17 protein-coding genes are annotated in these 16,891 nt (G+C 63.2%); 13 read left to right on the top strand and 4 right to left on the bottom strand.

Features of this window, described 5'->3' with window-relative positions:
- Positions 1–55: 55 nt before the first annotated feature.
- Together V8U06_RS12365 and V8U06_RS12360 are read right to left on the bottom strand one after the other, a co-directional pair.
- Positions 56–358 carry a GYD domain-containing protein gene (locus tag V8U06_RS12365; RefSeq protein ID WP_226922508.1) on the bottom strand — a complete coding sequence of 101 codons (303 nt, stop codon included), beginning with the start codon at positions 356–358 and terminating at the stop codon, positions 56–58.
- Positions 355–1,029, bottom strand: coding sequence for a cysteine hydrolase family protein (locus tag V8U06_RS12360; protein ID WP_427140873.1), 675 nt, complete (start codon positions 1,027–1,029; stop codon positions 355–357). The genes V8U06_RS12365 and V8U06_RS12360 overlap by 4 nt, the downstream gene beginning before the upstream one ends.
- A 108-nt stretch (positions 1,030–1,137) precedes the next feature.
- Here V8U06_RS12360 and V8U06_RS12355 point away from each other — a divergent pair, with 108 nt between their 5' ends.
- The 13 genes from V8U06_RS12355 (at position 1,138) to V8U06_RS12295 (ending at position 15,313) form a co-directional block, all read left to right on the top strand.
- A complete protein-coding gene (locus V8U06_RS12355; RefSeq protein WP_427140872.1) occupies positions 1,138–2,046 on the top strand; it encodes a LysR substrate-binding domain-containing protein in 909 nt (302 codons plus the stop codon).
- Between the two features lie 31 nt (positions 2,047–2,077).
- Positions 2,078–2,989, top strand: a complete 912-nt coding sequence (locus V8U06_RS12350; protein WP_427140871.1) for a LysR substrate-binding domain-containing protein — start codon at positions 2,078–2,080, stop codon at positions 2,987–2,989.
- A 198-nt stretch (positions 2,990–3,187) separates the two neighbouring features.
- A complete protein-coding gene (locus V8U06_RS12345; protein WP_427140870.1) occupies positions 3,188–3,874 on the top strand; it encodes a helix-turn-helix domain-containing protein in 687 nt (228 codons plus the stop codon).
- A 13-nt stretch (positions 3,875–3,887) separates the two neighbouring features.
- Positions 3,888–5,474, top strand: a complete 1,587-nt coding sequence (locus V8U06_RS12340; RefSeq protein ID WP_427140869.1) for an ABC transporter substrate-binding protein — start codon at positions 3,888–3,890, stop codon at positions 5,472–5,474.
- A gap of 59 nt (positions 5,475–5,533) precedes the next feature.
- Positions 5,534–6,559 carry an ABC transporter permease gene (locus tag V8U06_RS12335; protein ID WP_427140868.1) on the top strand — a complete coding sequence of 342 codons (1,026 nt, stop codon included), beginning with the start codon at positions 5,534–5,536 and terminating at the stop codon, positions 6,557–6,559.
- On the top strand, positions 6,556–7,389 hold the full coding sequence (locus V8U06_RS12330; RefSeq protein WP_427140867.1) for an ABC transporter permease: 834 nt from the start codon (positions 6,556–6,558) through the stop codon (positions 7,387–7,389). Before V8U06_RS12335 ends, V8U06_RS12330 begins: the two co-directional genes overlap by 4 nt.
- Positions 7,386–8,276, top strand: coding sequence for an ABC transporter ATP-binding protein (locus V8U06_RS12325; RefSeq protein ID WP_427140866.1), 891 nt, complete (start codon positions 7,386–7,388; stop codon positions 8,274–8,276). Before V8U06_RS12330 ends, V8U06_RS12325 begins: the two co-directional genes overlap by 4 nt.
- Positions 8,273–9,085, top strand: a complete 813-nt coding sequence (locus V8U06_RS12320) for an ATP-binding cassette domain-containing protein (protein ID WP_427140865.1) — start codon at positions 8,273–8,275, stop codon at positions 9,083–9,085. The genes V8U06_RS12325 and V8U06_RS12320 overlap by 4 nt, the downstream gene beginning before the upstream one ends.
- Positions 9,078–9,575: a GAF domain-containing protein gene (locus tag V8U06_RS12315; protein ID WP_427140864.1), complete on the top strand. Its 498-nt coding sequence runs from the start codon at positions 9,078–9,080 to the stop codon at positions 9,573–9,575. The genes V8U06_RS12320 and V8U06_RS12315 overlap by 8 nt, the downstream gene beginning before the upstream one ends.
- The gene (locus tag V8U06_RS12310) at positions 9,575–11,647 is read left to right on the top strand and encodes a hydantoinase/oxoprolinase family protein (RefSeq protein ID WP_427140863.1); all 2,073 of its coding nucleotides are present in this window, start codon (positions 9,575–9,577) and stop codon (positions 11,645–11,647) included. Before V8U06_RS12315 ends, V8U06_RS12310 begins: the two co-directional genes overlap by 1 nt.
- 12 nt (positions 11,648–11,659) lie before the next feature.
- Positions 11,660–13,324, top strand: coding sequence for a hydantoinase B/oxoprolinase family protein (locus tag V8U06_RS12305; protein WP_427140862.1), 1,665 nt, complete (start codon positions 11,660–11,662; stop codon positions 13,322–13,324).
- Positions 13,325–13,382: 58 nt separating this feature from the next.
- The gene (locus V8U06_RS12300) at positions 13,383–14,195 is read left to right on the top strand and encodes an aspartate/glutamate racemase family protein (protein WP_427140861.1); all 813 of its coding nucleotides are present in this window, start codon (positions 13,383–13,385) and stop codon (positions 14,193–14,195) included.
- Positions 14,196–14,209: 14 nt separating this feature from the next.
- On the top strand, positions 14,210–15,313 hold the full coding sequence (locus V8U06_RS12295) for a M24 family metallopeptidase (protein WP_427140860.1): 1,104 nt from the start codon (positions 14,210–14,212) through the stop codon (positions 15,311–15,313).
- 221 nt (positions 15,314–15,534) lie between these two features.
- On the opposite strand, the gene folD is transcribed toward V8U06_RS12295, so the two are convergent.
- Entirely contained in the window at positions 15,535–16,425 is an 891-nt protein-coding gene (gene folD / locus V8U06_RS12290; protein ID WP_427140859.1) for a bifunctional methylenetetrahydrofolate dehydrogenase/methenyltetrahydrofolate cyclohydrolase FolD, read from the bottom strand.
- 3 nt (positions 16,426–16,428) lie between these two features.
- Positions 16,429–16,891, bottom strand: a 463-nt coding sequence (locus V8U06_RS12285) for a formyltetrahydrofolate deformylase (RefSeq protein WP_427140858.1), incomplete at its 5' end; no start/stop codon positions are given.

Genomic DNA, 16,891 nt, shown 5'->3' with positions numbered 1-16,891 from the left:
CGCAGACAAGCTAAATGTTTTGCTTGTCAAGGCGCAGAAAAACTAAATTATGGGGCTAGTTGAAGGCGTTGAGAATCCGGCCGTAGGTCTCGGTGTCGAAGGCCGGGAGGATGAGCGGCTCGACATGTCCGTCCCTGCGCGCCGTGAGCACGTACTGCATCATGGCTTCGTTGCTCGGCATCTCGAAAACCTGCATGAAATCGTAGATGCCGAGCAAGGCGTAGAAGGCGATCGATCTCCCGCCGAGTTCCGCAACGCGATCCTCGCTGACCTTCCGGCGCTTCGCGCTATCCGTCAGCTCGGTGAGCCCCTTTTGTGTGAGACGCATAAGGGAAACGTATTTATGGGCCTCGCTCATGTCGCGGAATTTCCCAGTTTCTTCAGGCCCTCGAGCACCGCTGCCGTATCGGTCAGTGCACCGAAGATGCCGTTCTCGACGGTGACCATGTGGAGGGCGGCCTCGTGGGCATATTGATCGCCACTTGCGCAGGCGTCCGAGATGGTCAGGCACTGGAAGTTCCGGTCGCAGGCTTCACGCAGCGTCGTGTGAACACAGACGTCGGTGGTGCAGCCGGAAAACAGCAGATGCGTGATGCCCTGCGCGCGCAGAACATGCTCGAAATCGGTGTAGGTGAAGGCGCTGTTGCAGGTCTTGTCGACGATGATGTCCTGCGGACGCACGTCAAGTTCCGGAACGATCTGGAAACCGGGGCTTGAGCGCAGCAGAGCCGTCGTTCCCTCGAGGCCCGAACGCTGGCGGCGCCATTTTTCGTAAGGGGTCATATCCGCGAGATCTTCGCGGTAGCCTTGCCGGGTGTGAATGATCTGGATGCCCGCCTGACGGCAGGCAGCGATGAGCTGGTTCACTGCAGGAAGGATCGCGCGAAGCGGCGCGGGGTCGTAACCCTGTCGCGCAAAATATCCCGTGGTCGAGAGGAAATCCTCCTGCAGATCGATGACGATCAGCGCCGTTTTGCGGGCATCGAGATTGCCGTCATAGGGGTAGTCGAATGGTCTTGCCGAGATCATGAGCGTTCTCCTCTTTCTCAAGGGGATAGCACTCTTAACAGTTTGAAAAAATCAATTTAATATCACCGATATCGTTCTATTATGCTAAACGATTATCTGGATACGAAGATGAGCCGCCTCCCACCCTACCTGCAATATCTGCCCGCTTTCGAGGCGACGGCCCGGCTCGGCGGTGTGCGGCAGGCGGCGGAGGAATTGAACCTCAGTCCGAGCGCGATTTCGTTGCAACTCAAGAAGCTGAGCGATGCAACGGGCATCACTCTGTTTCAAAAGTCGGGTCGGAATGTCGCCCTTACCCAGGCGGGCCGGGATTTTTCGCAGACCGTGGCTCTGTCCCTAGGTCAACTCGATACGGCGACGCGGGCATCGCGGAAACTGACCTCCGGCGACCAGCCTGCATCGCTGTCGGTTTCCGTGCCGACTGCGCTCGGGATCGCCTGGCTGACGGCGACCATCGTCGATTTTGCGCAGTCGCACGGCATTTCCAATCTCACCATCAATGAGGCGATCACAGCCACGAACGTGGATTGGGCGGACAACGACATGGCGATCGTCTACGACAACCCGCCGTTCACCGGAAAACACTGGCGCTCGCTGAGCGAGGTCCGGCTGTGCGCCGTATGCTCGCCGACCTTGTTTCCGCGGCTCGACCTGCGCAATCGCGACAGGAAGCTGAGCGGCGTCGCGCTGCTGCATGAGGACGACGGCGGGGAATGGGCGAAATGGTCCGTCGCAGCCCGCATCGCCCTCGAGGGCAATACCCGTGTCCGGGTGAACTCGGTGGCGCAGGCGATCGCTTCCGCCGTTCAGGGGCGTGGCGTGGCACTCGTCTCGGACGTGCTGACGCGAAACTATCTGAGCGAAGGGCGGCTTATCCAGCCGTTTTCCACCACGATCAATGCGGCGCGGGAATATTACATCGTCTGTGCTGTCGATCGCGCGAATGACCCCGTCCTGCGTGCACTGGCCGATCGTATCCTCGAGCAGCTGCGCCCGGGGCGGGACCAGAATGCCTGACCCGTTGAACGTCAACTGAGGAAAGAAACCGATGGCGCTGCCACCCCTTCATGCATTTCGCGTCTTCGAAAGCGTCGCGCGGCTCGGCAATGTCGGTGCGGCGGCAGCGGAGCTGCATGTGACGCCCGGCGCCGTCAGTCAGCAAATCCGCGCGCTCCAGGTATCGCTTGGCGTCGACCTCTTTCAAAAGCGCGGCCGGCAACTGGCTCTGACCCCGAGCGGAAGCCAGCTCCAGCGTTCGGTGGCAAGCGCCATGGACGCGATCCATACCGGCGTGCGCCAGCTCTCGGCGCATAGATATGGCGGAGCGCCAAAGCAGTCCCTGACCATCTCCATCCCGCAGGTGCATGGCGTCACCTGGCTTGCCACCCGCCTTTTCACCTTCATGGCGGAAAGCCCCAATTTTCAGCTGAAGGTTTTGACCTCCAGCCATTTCCACGGCGTCGACTGGCGCAAGACGGATGTCGCGATCGTCTATGGCATGCCGCCGTGGCCAGGCTTCTGGTGGCGCCTGCTACACGGCATTCACATGACGCCGGTTTGCAGCCCCCAGCTCCTGCGTGGTCCGAACGCCATCCGCCAGCCCTCAGACCTCGCCTATCACAGGCTTTTGCATGAGGATGACGGCTCGCAGTGGCGGCGCTGGCAGGCCGAAGCCGGGATTCCTTATGCCGGTGAATCCGACGTGCATTTCGACGACTTCGGCATCGTGCTCCAGGCCGCCCGGGATGGCTTTGGCGTGGCGCTCAGCGATGAAGTCGTGTCTGCCCGCGATCTCGACGAAGGCCGGCTGGTGCAGCCGCTGCGCCTGAGCGTGCCGGCCCTGCACAACTACTATTGCATCTGCCCGGATACGAAACGTGAGACCGCCGAGGTCAGCGCCTTCATCGCCTGGCTCATAGAGGAAGCGGCATCACCGGCAGGATCGCAGGCCGATCCGTAACCTCCACGGGCTTCGTTTCGCTGCGTGAACATCCATCCGTTCGAAGACGGCTTCCAGACCTGGGTTCTCGATGGTCTGATCCCTTCAAGCGGGGATGCGTGGAGCGGGTCGGGCGTCTTTTTTAGGCTGGCTAAAAAAATGTTGACAACGCTCCGCGCCCGCGCTCTATTGAAGTAATACTAAAAAACGGGTGAACATATGGCAAGTGTCGAACGGCCCAACGCAGGAACAGATCCTGCTGTGGGCGAGCGTCTGCGCATGCGACGTCGGGAGCTTAAGATGACATTGCAGGAGGTTGCGGATAGTGCCGGATTCTCGGTCGGCTTCATCTCGCAGATCGAGCGTGGCATCACCGTGCCCTCGCTGACGTCGCTGGTCGCCGTCTGCCGCGCCCTGAAGACGGATGTCGGTTCGTTCTTCCAGACCCCCAAGGTCGATGCGCCGATTACCCGTCGCGAAGGCCGCCCCGTCTATGCCGTCGGCGGAACGCCCGGAAACACCGTCACCTATGAACGCCTTTCCGCTTCCTTTCCGGGCAATGTGCTGCGCTCCACGCTGATCCACGAGCCGCCGGGTTTTCGAAGCGAGCCGATGTCGCACGAGGGGGAGGAAATCTTCTTCGTCGTCTCCGGCTCGCTGACCATCGAAATCGACGGCGAGCGCACGATCCTCGACGCAGGCGACTCCGCGCATTTCCCCTCCCGGCTGACGCACGTCACCTGGAACCACACGGCCGAGCCGACGACGATCTTCCACACCTGTACCATGGACGTATTCGGCGACGAGGGAATGCCCGACGAGGCGCAGCCAAGCCTCGTCGTCAAGCGCTCTGCGGCCCGTCGCAGCGCGCCCAAACCGCTCAAGACAACCAGATCCTCGGGATAACAAGGGAACAGCAATGACATCCGTATCGAAGACAATCGCGGCAGCCCTGCTCGCCGCAACGGCCTTCTGCGCCCATGCGAATGCCGAAACGGTCCTCCGCCTTGATGAATCACCGGTCGGCGAACTCGACCCAGCAAAGGCGTCGGACTATGCCGACAGCATCCTGATGTACAACGTCTACGACACACTGGTCATTCCGAAGCAGGGCCAGCCGGGCTACGATCCGTTCCTGGCAACCGGCTTCGAAACGACCGACGGCAAGACCTATACGTTCAAGCTGCGCACCGATGTGACGTTCCAGAGCGGCAACGCGCTGACGGCCGACGACGTGGTCTTCTCCTTCGAGCGCACGAAGGCGCTCGGCCAGGGACTTTCCTATCTGTTCGAGAATGTCGAGAAGGCGGAAGCCGTCGATCCCGCGACCGTGAAATTCACGCTGAAGGAAGTCTACGCGCCCTTCATTTCCGCCCTCACCCGCCTGCCCATCGTCGACAAGGCGCTGGTCATGCAGAATCTCGGGGAAGGCGACGGCGAGATGAAGGACTGGGGACAGGCCTATCTCTCCACGCATGCGGCCGGTTCGGGCGCCTACAAGCTCGTCTCGCACAATCCGCAGGAAGAGACGGTGATGGCGAAGAACCCGGACTTCTTCCTGAAGGTGCCCGCCGCCGCGCCCGACACGGTGCGCCTGCGCTACGGCCTCGAAGCCGCGACCGTCCGCACGCTGATCGCGCAGGGCGAACACGAGATTTCCTCGCAGTGGCTGCCGCCGGAAGTGCTGAAGTCGCTTGCCGCCGACGGCGCCCAGCTTCTCACCGAGAAGGGCACGACCGAGTTCTACATCAAGCTGAACACGGCAAAGCCGCCCTTCGACGACGTGGAATGCCGCTTCGCCGTATCCTACGCCTTCGACTACGAATCCGGCGTGCGCATGGTCGCCGTGACCGATCAGGTCTCGCAGGGCAGCCCGGCGACGGGCGCTATCCCGGTCGGCATGCTCGGCGCTCTCTCGGGCGAACCGATGAAGCGCGATGTCGAGAAGGCGAAGGAACATCTCGCCAAATGCAAGTACAAGCCCGAGGAAATGAAGGTCGACCTCAGCTGGATCGGTGAAGTGCCGCTCGAGGAGCGCTTCGCCCTTCTCATGCAGGCGAACTTTGCCGAGATCGGCATCAAGGCCGAGGTGAAGAAGCTGCCCTGGGCGCTCTTCACCGAGCAGGTCGCCAAGCCGGAGAACACGCCCGCGATCAGCCAGATCTTCGTCAACACGATGTCGGGCGATCCGGATTCGCTGCTCTACACCATGTATCATTCGAGCGCGGCCGGCACGTGGATGTCGCCGGAGCACCTGAAGGATGCGGAAGTCGACGCTCTCCTGGAAAAGGGCCGCACGACGCTGGACGAGGCGGAGCGCGCCAAGGTCTATGAAGCGGCAAACAAGCGGCTGATCGCCATTGCCCCGTCGATCTTCGCGCAGGACCAAACGGCGGTCTTCGCCGCTTCCAGCAAGGTTTCCGTCCCGGCGCTCAGCGATCCGTCCAAGGCCTTCGCCCTTGCCGGCTTCGGCTTCACCTTCCGCCTGATGGAAATGAAACAATAACCGACGACGCAGGCCGGGCCGCGCGGTAGCGGCCCGGAACCGTCCACAGGGTTACAGCCATGTCTCCGTTCCTCCGCCTCCTCGCGAAGCGGCTGGGTACCTCTTTGATCGTGCTGATCGGGGTATCGCTGCTGATCTTCGCCATTGCCCGGGTCATTCCCGGCGATCCTGCGCGCATCGCGCTCGGGCCGAATGCAACGCCGGAAGCCGTCGCCGCGCTGCGCGACAAGCTGCATCTCGATGCATCCTTCTTCGCGCAATACGGCTACTTCCTTGCCGATCTCTTCCGAGGCGACCTCGGCGTCTCGCTCTACACGAACCGTCCGGTCATGGCCGATATCGCACAGTTCCTGCCGGCAACGCTGGAACTGGTCGTCATCTCCGGCCTGATGATGATCGCCATCGGCCTGCCGCTCGGCATCCTCTCGGCCCGCCATCGCGGAAGCTGGGTGGATCACACGATCCGGCTGGTGACGATGCTCGGCGTCTCCGCGCCCGCCTTCGTCTGGGCGGTGGTGCTGATGCTGCTCTTTGCCTATTTCATCAAGCTCTTCCCCATTGCGGGCCGTTTGTCGGACAGCATCACGGTAGAGAACGTCACGGGCTTCATGCTGGTCGACACGCTGCTTGCCGGCAATCTCAAGGCCTTTGCCGATGCCGTCTGGCACCTCATCCTGCCGGCCTTCGCACTTGCGCTTTCCGGCATCGGCCAGGCCGCCCGCCTCGTGCGCTCCAACATGGTGGAGACCTATGAGCGGCCCTATATCGAAATGGCGGAGGCCTATGGTTTCCCCGAAAAGCGCATCGCCAGGTGCTATGCCTTCCGCCCCTCGCTGATCCCCTCGCTCACCATCATCGGCCTCGATTTTGCCGCCATGCTCGGCAGCGCCTTCCTCGTGGAAGCCGTCTATGCCTGGCCCGGTCTGTCGCGCTACGGCGTCGCCGTCATCCTGCGCAAGGACCTCAATGCCATCGTCGGTACCGTGCTGATCATCTCGGCCATGTTCCTCATCGTCAACATCGTCGTGGATATCCTGGTCTCGATCATCAATCCGCGCATCCGGCTTTCGCAGAGGGCATCATGAAAAAGACCCTCGTCATTCTGGCGGGAAATCCCCTGTCGCTGATCGGCCTCGTCCTCGTCGGGATCGTCGTGTTCTCGGCCATCTTCGCCGATTTCATCACGCCCTTCCCCGAGCATGTCGGCGCCGTGGTGGACTTCGCCAATTTCAACCAGCCGCCGCACTGGCCGAACATCTTCGGCACGGACCTCGTCGGCCGCGATCTCTTCACCCGCGTCGTCTATGCCTACAGGGTCTCGCTGGTCCTCGGCATCGTCGTGCTCGTCATAGCGGTACCGGTCGGCGTCGCCATCGGCCTTGCCGCCGGCTATCTCGGCGGCTGGACGGAATATCTCCTGATGCGGCTCACCGACGTCTTCCTGTCGATCCCGCCGCTCGTCCTCGCCATGTCCATCATGGGTCTCCTGGAGCCGACGCTCACCAATGGCATGATCGCGGTGACGGTCATGTGGTGGCCCTGGTATACCCGCCTCGTCTACAATATCGCCCGCTCCGAGAAGGAAGAGGGCTATGTGCTGGCGGCGGAAGTCATCGGTGCCTCGAAGCTGCACATCATGTTCCGCGAAATCCTGCCGAACTGCGTGCCCTCGATCATCACCAAGATGACGCTCGACTTCGGCTTCGTCATCCTGATCGCCTCCTCGCTCTCCTTCCTCGGCCTCGGCGTGCAGCCGCCCACCCCGGACCTCGGCTCCATGGTGGCGGAAGGCGCGAAGTACCTGCCGGACAGCTGGTGGCTCACCGTGTTCCCCGGCCTTGCCATCCTGATCGCCGTCTTCGGCTTCAACCTGATCGGCGATGCGCTGCGCGAAATCCTCGGAGTGGATCAATGACGGCCCCTACCCTCAGGATCGACGATCTCCGCCTCGGCTTCAGGACCTGGTCCGGTACGATCGAGGTATTGCACGGCATCTCGCTGCACATCCGGAAGGGCGAGCGTGTCGCGCTCGTCGGCGAGTCCGGTTCCGGCAAGTCGGTGACGGCGCGCATCGTGCTCGGCATGCTCCAGCAGCTCAAGACCGCCCGCATCTCCGGCACGGTGGAGTTTGAGGGCATCAATCTCGAAACGCTGAAGCCCGCCTCGCGCCATGCCCTGCGCGGTACGGCGATGTCGATGATCTTCCAGGATCCGACCTCGTCGCTGAACCCGGTCTACCCGATCTTCACGCTGTTCCGCGAAGTGCTGCAGCGCGCCGAGCCGGGCATCGACGAGGAGAGCGCCCGTCGCAAGGCCATCGCGGCGCTTGCGGATGTCGCCATCAACGAGCCGGAGCGCGTGCTGGAATCCTATGCCTTCCAGCTTTCGGGCGGCATGAACCAGCGCGTGATGATCGCCATGGCGCTTGCCAACAATCCGGCGTTGCTGCTTGCCGACGAACCCGGCACGGCGCTCGACGTGACGGTTCAGGCGCAGACGCTCCGGCTGATGTCCGAGCTTGTCGAGAAGCACAAGACCTCGGTGCTCTTCATCTCGCACAATCTCGGCGTGGTGCGTGAATTCGCCGACCGGGTCTATGTCATCTACAAGGGCAACATCGTCGAGCAGGGCCCGACCGCCGCGCTCTTCGACGACCCGCGCCATCCCTATACACGCGCCCTGCTCTCGGCCGTGCCGCGTATTACCGGGGGCGGCATTCCCGATCTCGACGACGACCCGGCGCAATTTCTGGCACCCCTCGTCGTCCATGAAGGTTTCAGCGAGAAGGAACTCCTCCCGTGAGCACGCTTCTTTCCGTTTCCGACGTCTCCAAGCATTTCGAGGTCAACGGGCGCACAGTGAAGGCGCTCGACAGCGTCTCCTTCACTGTCGAGAAGGGCGAATGCCTTGCCATTGTCGGAGAGTCCGGCTCGGGCAAGTCGACCATCGCCAACATCATCCTCGGCATCTACGGTGCGACGACGGGAAGCCTCACCTTCAAGGGCGATGCGCTGCCGGCGAAACGCACGCAGGAACACCGCCAGGCGATCCAGCTCGTTCAGCAGAACCCGCTTTCCTCGCTCAATCCGCGCAGATCCATCGGAGCCTCGCTGCGCCTGGCGCTCGATGTTCACAATATCGGCGAAAAGGCAGGCCGCACCGCGCGCACCGGTGAATTGCTGGAGGAAGTGGGCCTTCCCGCGGAATTCCGCACCCGCGCACCGTCAGCCCTTTCCGGCGGCCAGCGCCAGCGCGTCGCGATCGCCCGGGCGCTCGCCTGCCAGTCGGAACTCGTCGTGCTCGACGAGCCGACCTCCGCGCTCGACGTGCTGGTACAGGCGCGCGTGCTGAAGCTTCTGAAGACGCTGAAGGAAAGCCGCGGGCTGACCTATGTCTTCATCACCCACGACCTTTCGGTCGTGCGCAACATCGCGGACCGCGTCGCCGTCTTCGAAAAGGGCCGGCTGGTCGAGCTCGCCACGACCGACGCGATCTTCACCCGACCCGAAAATCCCTACACGCGCCGGCTCATCGGCGCCGTTCCCGTCGTCAGCTCAGAAGAAGCGGCGCTCCGGGATCACATCATGGAGCAAGAGAATGGAAATGCCTGATTACACCGCCTTCGTCGAAGCCGTTGCCGCCGCCGGCGGCCAGCCGGCCAAGGCCTATGCGGCGCTGGAGCAACTCGTGAAGGACGTCGTCGGCGTCAAGCTCTTCACCATCATGACCTCGGATACGACCGACAAGCTGTCCGAACGCATCTATTCCAGCATGCCGGATGTTTACCCGGTCTCCGGCACCAAGCCCTACAACGAGACCGAATGGTCGGAGATCACGCTGAACCGCAAGGAGACCTTCGTCGCCAACACGATCGAGGATATCGCCAAGGTCTTCGACGACCATGAGCTTATCCTCTCGCTCGGCTGCCAGTCGGTCATCAATGTGCCGATCATCGTCGACGGTGAGGTCATCGGCACGCTGAATTGCCTGCATGACCGCGACTACTACACCGAGGACCGCATTCGCGCCGCCGACGCGCTGAAACTGCCCGGCGCCGTCTGCATGCTGCTGCACGCTCAGCAGAAGAGGGAGGAAAACTGATGAGCCAGAAGACCATACGTGTCGCGACCGATGTCGGCGGCACGTTCACCGATCTCGTCTGTTTCGAGACGGATCATGAAACGGGTGAATCCCGCATCACGACGGCCAAGTCCGACACCACCCCGCCCAATTTCGAGCAGGGGGTGCTGAACGTTCTCGACAAGGGCGGCGTCGACCCGAAGACGGTCGACTTCCTCGCCCATGGCACCACCGTCGTCATCAACGCGCTGACCGAGCGCAAGGGCGTCAAGGTCGGGCTCATCACGACGGAAGGCTTCCGGGATTCGCTGGAAATCGCCCGCGGCAACCGGCCGGACTTCTTCAACCTGCACTACCGAAAGCCGGAGCCCTTCGTTCCGAGATACCTGCGCCGCGAACTGCCGGGGCGCTTCGACTACCACGGCACGGAGATGAAACCGCTCGATCTCTCGGGCCTGCCCGCCATTCTCGACGACTTCCGCGCCGATGGTGTCGAAGCCATCGCCGTCTGCTTCCTGCACTCCTACGCCAATCCTGGCCACGAGCGGGCGACAATCGCCGAGATCACGCGGCTGTGGCCGGAAATCGCCACCGTCGCCTCGCACCAGATCACCCGCGAGTGGCGTGAATACGAGCGCACCAACACGACCGTCATGTCCGCCTATGTGCAGCCGACGGCAGAACGTTACCTGTCGCGCCTCAATGACGGCCTCGCCGGCAAGGGGTTCGACGGAAACCTCTTCGTGATGCAGTCGAACTGCGGCGTGGATTCTCTTGAATCCGTGAAGAAAATTCCGATTACCATGGTCGAATCCGGACCCGCGTCCGGCTTCTGGGGCGCGGCCGAACTCGGCAAGCTGATCGGCGAGCCGAACGTTCTGGCCCTCGATATCGGCGGCACCACGGCGAAGTGCTCGCTGATCGAAGACGGCCAGGTCCGCATCATGACGGACTACTGGATCGAGCGCGACCGTACCTCGGCCGGCTATCCGATCATGGTGCCGGTGGTCGATCTCGTCGAGATCGGCAATGGCGGCGGCTCCATCGCCTGGGTCGACGACTTCGGCAAGCTGCATGTCGGCCCCAAGTCGGCCGGCGCCATGCCCGGCCCCGCCGCCTATGGCCGCGGCGGCACAAATGCCACCACCACCGACGCCAATCTCTGGCTCGGCCGCATCAACCGCGATTACTTCTGCGGCGGCTCCGTTGTCGCGGACATGGCTGCGACGGAAAAAGCGCTGTCGGATGTCGGCACCAAGCTCGGCGTCTCGGCCGACGACGTCGCGCGCGGCATAGTGCGCATCGCCAACAACAACATGGTCAACGCGCTGAAGCTCGTCTCGCTCAATCGCGGCTTCGACCCGCGCGACTTCACGCTCGTCGCCTTCGGTGGCGGCGGTGCGATGCATGCCGTGGCGCTCGGCACGGAACTGGGCGTGAAGAAGGTCGTCATACCCGCAGGCGCCTCGGTGTTCTCCGCCTGGGGCATGATGATGTCGGACCTGCGCCGCGATTATTTCGTGACCAAGCTTGCCGATCTGAAGACCGGCGCGGCCACCGCCATAGACGCGCTCTTTGCCGAGACCGAAACCCTGGCCCACCAGCAGTTCGGCGAGGAAGGCGTCGACACGGCGAAGGTCCGCTTCCTGCGTTACGGCAAGTTTCGCTACCAGAACCAGGAGCACACGACCGAAGTCCTCATCGAGGGCGCGATCACCGATGAAAGCCTTGCAGCCATCGAGGCCGCCTTCCACGAAACCTACCAGCGGGAATATACCTACCGTCTTGACGCTCCCGTCGAGCTGGTCGGCATCCACCTCGTCGCTTCGGCCGAGGTCGGCAAGCTGAAGATGCAGGAAAGGCCGCTCTCGGAAAGGCCCGCCTCCGCTGCGCAGAAGGGCGAGCGCAAGGTCGACTACGCGCTCGAAGGCATCCACCCGGCCGCGATCTACGACGGCGAGAAGCTGGAACCCGGCATGGCCTTCACCGGTCCCGCGATCATCGAGGATCCGGGCACGACGATCGTCATCCACCCCGGCAATCGCGTCGAGATCGACGGTTTCGGCAATATCCATATCAATCTGAAAGCCTGAGGAGTGCGGGACATGACGACAGCTTCCCACGACCCGATCACGCTCGAGATCATCCAGAACTCGCTGCAGGCGACCGCCGACGAGATGTTTGCGGCCATGCGCAAGACGGCGATGAGCTCCATCATCTACGAAGTGCTCGACATGGGCACGGGCATCACCGACGCGGCAGGACGCCTTGCCTCATCGGGCGCCGGCATTCCCGGCTTCATCGGCGTGCTCGACAAGTCGGTGAAGGTTCTGCTGCAGAAGTTCTCCAGGCCGGGCGACATCCAGCCCGGCGACGTCTTCATCACCAACGACCCCTATTATGGCGGCGTCACCCATCTCAACGACCTCGTCGTCTGCATGCCCGTCTTTGCCGGCGAGCGGCTGATCGCCTGGACCGCCAACATCGCGCACAACTCTGATGTCGGCGGCAAGTCGCCGGGGTCGCTCTCGGCCGATGCGACGGAAATCTTCCAGGAAGGCCTTCGTCTTCCCGCCATCAAGATGATCTCGAAGGGAGAGGCAATCCCCGGCATCTTCGACATCATCACCGTCAATTCGCGCATGCCCGACTTCCTGGAGGGAGACCTCTGGGCGGCCATCGCTTCCGTTCGCATCGGCGCCAAGCGCCTTGCCGAACTTGCGGAAAAATACACCGTCGCCACCTTCGAGGCGGCCATGGCGAGCTTCATGGACCACGGTGAGAAAATCGCGCTCGCCGAACTCGCGAAGCTCCCGCACGGCACCTTCGAGCTGACGGAGGAGCAGGACGACGGACGCATGTTCAACGTCAAGGTGACGATCTCGGAGACGGAGTTCCTCATCGATCTCAGAGACAATCCGGACCAGGACACCGGGCCGTCGAATGCCGGCTACGATGACACGCTCGTCAGCATGCAGGTCATCTTCAAGGCGCTCACCGACCCGACGTCGCCCGCCAACGAAGGCTCCTTCCGCCCGCTGAAGGTGCTGACACGCGAAGGCTCGTGCTTCCACGCCAAGGAGCCGGCGGCCGTCGGCTTCTATTACGAGATCGGCATCCGCGGCTACGACCTCGTCTGGCGCTGCCTTGCCCCGCACATGCCGGAAAAGCTGCCTGCCGGGCACTTTTCCTCCATCGCCGGCACTTTCATCGGCGGCATCCACCCCGATACGGGCCGGCAATACACGATCATCGAGCCGCAGATCGGCGGCTGGGGCGCTTCGAACGGCTGTGACGGCAATTCGGCGATCTTCTCCGGCGTGCACGGCGAGACCTACAATTGCCCGGCGGAAATCTCCGAGGCGCGCAACGGCCTCGTCGTCGACCGCATGGAGCTCAATACCGATCCGGGCGGCGAAGGAAAATGGACCGGCGGCTACGGCATCCGGCTCGACTACCGCATCCGCCGCGACGATTCCTTCCTGACGCTCGGCTATACCCGCTCGCGCATCCTGCCCTGGTCGCTCGACGGCGGCAATGAGGGTTCGGCCAACTATGCGCTCGTGCTGCGCAAGAACGGACAATCCGAGCGCTACGCCTTCGCCTCGGGCATCCGCGTCGACAAGGACGACGTGATCCGCGTGATCACGGGCGCCGGCGGCGGCGTCGGCAATCCTAGGGAGCGCGATCCGGCGCGGGTGCGCGAGGATATCAGGAACGGCTACATCACCGCCGAACGCGCCCGCGAGGTCTACGGCGTCAGCCCCTGAAATCACAAGGATCTCCGGCCTGCCGGCCGGGGATCGGAACCCTACGGAGGAGGAACGCATGGGTGCCCAACCGCTCAAGATCATGTATCTCAATCCCGTCGGCGAGAACGACGCTGTCGATATGATCTTCGCTGCCATGGCACGCGATCACAAGCTGCCCGGCTCGGAAGTGCATGTGGCGGCGCTGCCGAAAGCCCGCTACGGCTTTTCCCATATCGAGTTCCGCACCTATGAGGCGCTGGTGACGCGCGGCATCATGCGCGCGGTGCGTCAGGCGGCGCTGGAAGGTTTCGATGCGCTTGCCATCGGCTGCTTCTACGATACGGCGCTGCACGACGCCCGCGAGATTTCCGGCGCGATGGTCGTGACGGCGCCCTGCATCGCCTCCTGCGAGATCGCCGCCAGCCTTTCCAACCGTTTCGGCATCATCGTCGGCCGGCGCAAATGGGTCCACCAGATGCAGACGACCGTGCATGGCTACGGCCATGCCGACCGCCTTGCCGGCTTTTACGATGTCGGCCTCGGCGTGGACGATTTCCAGAACGATCATGCCGAGACCAGCCGCCGCCTGATGGCCGCCGGCCGCAAGGCCGTGGAGGAGGACGGGGCGGAGGCCCTGATCCTCGGCTGCACGATGGAGATCGGCTTTTACAAGGAGATCGAGAGGGAACTTGCCGTTCCCGTCATCGATCCGTCCATTGCCGCCCTGAAGCGGGCGGAATATGCCGCGCTTCTCAAGCGGCAATGCGGCTGGGTGCCGAGCCGCAAGGGCTCCTGCGAGGCGCCTTCGGAAGCCGAGCTTGCCGCCTTCGATGCCTTTCCGGACGACGGGCCGGTCTTCGGCAGCCGCATCGTCATTCCCGCCGCCTGAATAAGGAGAAGACAATGACCGAACAAACCACCGCGCGCCTGAAGGCTCTGCGCCAGCGCATGGCCGAGACCGGCACCGGGCTCGTCGCCATCGCGCCCGGCTCCCACATGGACTGGATGCTTGGCTTCCATCCGCATCCCGATGAACGCCCTTGTCTGCTGCTTGTCGGCCGCGAAAAAGAAACCTTCCTGATGCCGGCGCTGAATACCGAAGGTACCCGTGAATTCACCGACATCCCCTTCCACAACTGGGCGGATGCCGAAGGCCCGGACGCCGCCCTCCGCGCGGCGCTGTCCGCCATCGGCGCTGAAGCGCCCGGCCTCGTCGCACTGGACGAAACGATGCGCGCCGACTTCGCCCTGCTGCTGATTGACGCGCTGCCCGCCGATACCCGCCGCGATTTCACGCCGGCAACGCTTGGCGGCCTGCGCATGCGCAAGGACGACAGCGAATATGCCAAGCTGAAGATGAACGCCGGCATCGCCGACCGCGCCATGCAGGCGGCCTTTGCCGCCCTCCGGCCCGGCATGAGCGAGAAGGACGTCGCCGCCGAGATTCGCGCGCACTTCGCTTCGGAAGGCGCCGAGCCGCAGTTCTGGATCGTCGGCGCGGGCGGCAACGGCGCTTTCCCGCACCATTCGGCAAGCGACCGCCTTATCCAGGAAGGCGATGCGGTGGTGATCGACATCGGCGGGCGCAAGCAGGGTTTCCCCTCCGACATCACGCGCATGGCCGTCGTCGGCGACCCACCGGAAGGCTATGGCGAAGTCCACGCCATCGTCGAGAAGGCCGTGCAGGCCGCGCTGAAGGCTGCCCGTCCCGGCGTCGTTGCGCGGGAGGTGGACGAGGCTGCCCGCAAGGTCATCGCTGATGCGGGTTATGGCGAGTATTTCGTGCACCGCACGGGCCATGGCATGGGCATCGACGCCCATGAGCCGCCCTATATCACCGCGACCTCGGAAACGGTGCTGGAAGAAGGCATGGTCTTCTCCATAGAACCCGGTATCTACCTGCCTGGCCGCTTCGGCATTCGCCTCGAGGATATCGTCATCCTGCGCGAAAATGGGCCCGAGATTCTCTCCAGCCTTCCACGATCCCTTCACGTTGTGGAGATCTAGAGTTTGTCAGGGAAAAGTGGGAACCGGTTTTCCCGAAAAGACAAACGAAAACAAGAGAATTTAGAGCATGTCTGGTTCAATCTGAACCTGACATGCTCTAGTTGGGTGAAACCATAACAGTGTGTGCGTTTGGATCCTCGGCATCGAAGGGATTCGGAGCGGCTCTTCCGGCGCGGAAGACATGAAACCAACGGGTTGCGCTGTTCGACGCTGAGCGCTGCTCAGAACTTCGGCGGCGTGCGACCGGCCTTGCGATAGGCGGCGATGACGGTGTTGGCCATCAGCATGGCGATGGTCATCGGGCCGACGCCGCCCGGAACCGGCGTGATGACGCCGGCGACCTTTGCGCATTCCTCGAAGGCGACATCGCCGACGAGGCGCGACTTGCCCTCGGCCGTGGTGATGCGGTTGATGCCGACATCGATGACGGTCGCGCCGGGCTTCACCCAGTCGGCCTTCACCATTTCGGCGCGGCCGACGGCGGCAACGAGAATATCGGCGTTGCGGCAGACGCCCGCGAGATCCTTGGTGCGCGAATGGGCGGTGGTCACCGTCGCATTAGTGGCGAGCAGCAGGGCCGACATCGGCTTGCCGAAGAGGTTGGACCGGCCGATCACCACGGCATTGAGACCGGAAAGGTCGTTGCCATGGGTGCGGCGCACGAAGACCATGGCGCCCGCCGGCGTGCAGGAGACGAGGCCGCCATCGAGATCGCCCGTCGCAACCTTGCCGGCATTGACGACATGCAGGCCGTCGACGTCCTTCTCCGGTTTGATCGACTGGATGATCGGATCGGAATCGAGGTGTTTCGGCAACGGCAGCTGGACGAGGATGCCGTGGATGCTGTCATCGCCATTCAGCGTCTCGACGAGGCGGGCCAGCTCTTCCTGCGTCGTCTCCTCGGGCAGCGTGTGCTGGACGGAGGTGAAGCCGCATTCCTTCGACATACGGCTCTTGGCGCCGACATAGGCGTGGCTCGCCGGATCATCGCCGACGATGACGACGGCAAGGCCGGGCTTGACGCCCGCGTCCTTTTCCAGGGCTGTCGTGGCCGACTTCACGGCCTCAATCACGGAAGCGGCAACCTGCTTCCCATCGATAGTGGTCGCCACCGTTCACCCCATGCGCTCGGAGGCGTAGGAGCCCGGCGACGGCGGGAAGACGATGGTCTTGTTGCCGTTCATGAAGGTGCGGTGGTGGATGTGGGCGTGCACGGCGCGCGCGAGAACCTGGCTCTCCACGTCGCGGCCGATCGAGACATAGTCCTCGGCCGACTGCGCATGGGTGATGCGGGCAACGTCCTGCTCGATGATCGGACCTTCGTCGAGATCCTCGGTGACATAGTGCGCCGTCGCGCCGATCAGCTTCACGCCGCGCTCGAAGGCCTGCTTGTAGGGATTGGCACCCTTGAACGACGGCAGGAAGGAATGGTGGATGTTGATGATGCGGCCCGACATGCGCTTGCAGACGGCATCCGAAAGGACCTGCATGTAGCGGGCGAGAACGATGAGTTCAGCGCCGGACTGCTCGACCACTTCCATCAGACGGGCTTCGGCCTGCGGCTTGTTCTCCTTCGTC

This window comes from Shinella sp. G-2, from assembly GCF_050172695.1.
Lineage (GTDB): Bacteria > Pseudomonadota > Alphaproteobacteria > Rhizobiales > Rhizobiaceae > Shinella.
This window is presented reverse-complemented; position numbering and strand designations above follow the sequence as displayed.

Bases quoted from the DNA above. Each gene is read 5' to 3' on its own strand.
- V8U06_RS12365 (WP_226922508.1), bottom strand. From the start codon at position 358: ATGAGCGAGGCCCATAAATACGTTTCCCTTATGCGTCTCACACAAAAG.
- V8U06_RS12360 (WP_427140873.1), bottom strand. From the start codon at position 1,029: ATGATCTCGGCAAGACCATTCGACTACCCCTATGACGGCAATCTCGAT.
- V8U06_RS12355 (WP_427140872.1), top strand. From the start codon at position 1,138: ATGAGCCGCCTCCCACCCTACCTGCAATATCTGCCCGCTTTCGAGGCG.
- V8U06_RS12350 (WP_427140871.1), top strand. From the start codon at position 2,078: ATGGCGCTGCCACCCCTTCATGCATTTCGCGTCTTCGAAAGCGTCGCG.
- V8U06_RS12345 (WP_427140870.1), top strand. From the start codon at position 3,188: ATGGCAAGTGTCGAACGGCCCAACGCAGGAACAGATCCTGCTGTGGGC.
- V8U06_RS12340 (WP_427140869.1), top strand. From the start codon at position 3,888: ATGACATCCGTATCGAAGACAATCGCGGCAGCCCTGCTCGCCGCAACG.
- V8U06_RS12335 (WP_427140868.1), top strand. From the start codon at position 5,534: ATGTCTCCGTTCCTCCGCCTCCTCGCGAAGCGGCTGGGTACCTCTTTG.
- V8U06_RS12330 (WP_427140867.1), top strand. From the start codon at position 6,556: ATGAAAAAGACCCTCGTCATTCTGGCGGGAAATCCCCTGTCGCTGATC.
- V8U06_RS12325 (WP_427140866.1), top strand. From the start codon at position 7,386: ATGACGGCCCCTACCCTCAGGATCGACGATCTCCGCCTCGGCTTCAGG.
- V8U06_RS12315 (WP_427140864.1), top strand. From the start codon at position 9,078: ATGCCTGATTACACCGCCTTCGTCGAAGCCGTTGCCGCCGCCGGCGGC.
- V8U06_RS12310 (WP_427140863.1), top strand. From the start codon at position 9,575: ATGAGCCAGAAGACCATACGTGTCGCGACCGATGTCGGCGGCACGTTC.
- V8U06_RS12305 (WP_427140862.1), top strand. From the start codon at position 11,660: ATGACGACAGCTTCCCACGACCCGATCACGCTCGAGATCATCCAGAAC.
- V8U06_RS12300 (WP_427140861.1), top strand. From the start codon at position 13,383: ATGGGTGCCCAACCGCTCAAGATCATGTATCTCAATCCCGTCGGCGAG.
- V8U06_RS12295 (WP_427140860.1), top strand. From the start codon at position 14,210: ATGACCGAACAAACCACCGCGCGCCTGAAGGCTCTGCGCCAGCGCATG.